3 protein-coding genes and 1 pseudogene are annotated in these 1,584 nt (G+C 70.7%); 3 read left to right on the top strand and 1 reads right to left on the bottom strand.

The window, feature by feature from the left end; genetic code table 11:
- The 3 genes and pseudogenes from BN903_RS05190 to BN903_RS05180 form a co-directional block, all read left to right on the top strand.
- Positions 1–177: pseudogene (locus BN903_RS05190) on the top strand (ArsR family transcriptional regulator); the annotation flags it as partial.
- Positions 178–239: 62 nt separating this feature from the next.
- The gene (locus BN903_RS05185) at positions 240–698 is read left to right on the top strand and encodes a bifunctional nuclease family protein (protein ID WP_048076684.1); all 459 of its coding nucleotides are present in this window, start codon (positions 240–242) and stop codon (positions 696–698) included.
- Positions 699–826: 128 nt separating this feature from the next.
- Entirely contained in the window at positions 827–1,309 is a 483-nt protein-coding gene (locus tag BN903_RS05180) for an acyl-CoA thioesterase (RefSeq protein ID WP_048076683.1), read from the top strand.
- A 19-nt stretch (positions 1,310–1,328) separates the two neighbouring features.
- Here the strand turns inward: BN903_RS05180 and BN903_RS05175 are convergent.
- A partial coding sequence (locus tag BN903_RS05175) for a DUF123 domain-containing protein (RefSeq protein WP_048076682.1) occupies positions 1,329–1,584 on the bottom strand: 256 nt, incomplete at its 5' end.

Below are 1,584 nucleotides of genomic sequence, written 5' to 3'. Positions count from 1 at the left end.
GAGAGCGTTCCCGACCAGAACACCGCCGCGGAGGGGACGGACGGCGCGATCGAACTCGTCGGCGACCCGCTCGCGGAGTACGCTGTGTCCCTCGTCGAACCCGGGGTCGTCTTCTTCCTCGGTGCCGCGCTCGTGTTCACGCTCGCGTGGGCGTACTGGTACCGCGCGTCGGCGTAGCGCCGCCGCGCCGAGCGGCGGGCGTGGGACAGCTATTCAAGCCGCCGCCACCACGTTCCGGTATGGAACACGAGGCCGAGGTCGTCGGGGTCGGTGCGGGGTCAGCGCCGAGCGGCGATGTCCCGGCGGTGATCCTCTCCGCGCGCGGCGAGTACGTCCCGATATTCGTCAGCGGCGATCAGGCGCAGTCGATCGGGATGGCCTTGGAGGGCGAACCGTTCGACCGACCGCTCACCCACGACCTCCTCGTCGATATCCTCACGGAGTTCGGCGGCGCTATCGACCGCGTCCGCGTCGACGACCTCCGCGACGGGACCTTCTACGCGAAGGTGGACGCCGAGCGCTACGACGACGGCGAGCCGGAGCGGTTCGTCTTCGACGCGCGCCCCTCCGACGCGCTCGCGCTGGCCGTGCGCGTCGACTGCCCGATCGTCGTGACCGACGAGGTGATAGACGAGGCGGGCCGCCCGCCGGACTCGATACGGTTCGGCGGCGACGGCGACCCCTCCGAAGAGCGCTGAATCGGACCGTCGCGTCGTTCGCGCGGTCGCTCCTGCTCCCTCCTGTCCTCTCCACGCAACCGCCCCGGCGTCTCCCGCCCGGGATCGAGAAGCCGGTCGTTCAAGTCGCCGGCCCTCCCACGACGGGCATGGACGAGACGGCCACGCTCGCCTCCTCGCACACCGAGATGACGGAGATGCTGCTGCCGAACGACACGAACAACCTCGGCCGCGCGCTCGGGGGGACCGTGTTGCACTGGATGGACATCTGCGGAGCCATCGCCGGCATGCGCTTTTCGAACCGGCAGGTGGTCACCGCCTCGATGGACCACGTGGACTTCATCGCGCCCATCGAGATGGGCGAAGTCGCCATCATCGAGGGGTACGTGTTCAACACCGGTCGGACGAGCGTCGACGTGAAAGTCGACGTGCGCGCCGAGAACCCCCGCACGGACGAGACGCGTCGGACGACCACCTCCTACTTCACCTTCGTCGCGCTCGACGAGGAGGGGCGGCCGACGCCGGTCCCGGACCTAGAGTGCCCGTCCGAGGACGAACGCGTCCTCCGCGACGACGCCATGGAGGGACGCGAGGAACAGCTCCGGCAGGTCGTCGAGCGGTACGACCTCTGATCGGCTCTCGACCGGGACCTCACTCTCCCGAGCCGGCGACGACGTCGACGGTCGCGTCCGGGTCGTCGGTCTCCGCGACCGCCGCCTCGTGCGCCGCCACCGCGCGGTCGGCGAGGTCATCGAGGGCTTCTCCGCCGGCCAAGTGACTCGGACAGCCGCAGTCGGAGGCCCCGAATCCGTCGATCGGTCCGTCCGGGAGCCGGCGCGCGACCGCGCACTCGACGTCGACGCCGCGGCTTCGGACGACGCGGTCGATCCGCGCCGCCGGGTGCCCG

The sequence above is a fragment of the Halorubrum sp. AJ67 genome (assembly GCF_000513435.1).
Note: the sequence above shows the minus strand (reverse complement) of the source record. Positions and strands in the feature narration are given on the sequence as shown.

Bases quoted from the DNA above. Each gene is read 5' to 3' on its own strand.
- BN903_RS05180 (WP_048076683.1), top strand. From the start codon at position 827: ATGGACGAGACGGCCACGCTCGCCTCCTCGCACACCGAGATGACGGAG.
- BN903_RS05185 (WP_048076684.1), top strand. From the start codon at position 240: ATGGAACACGAGGCCGAGGTCGTCGGGGTCGGTGCGGGGTCAGCGCCG.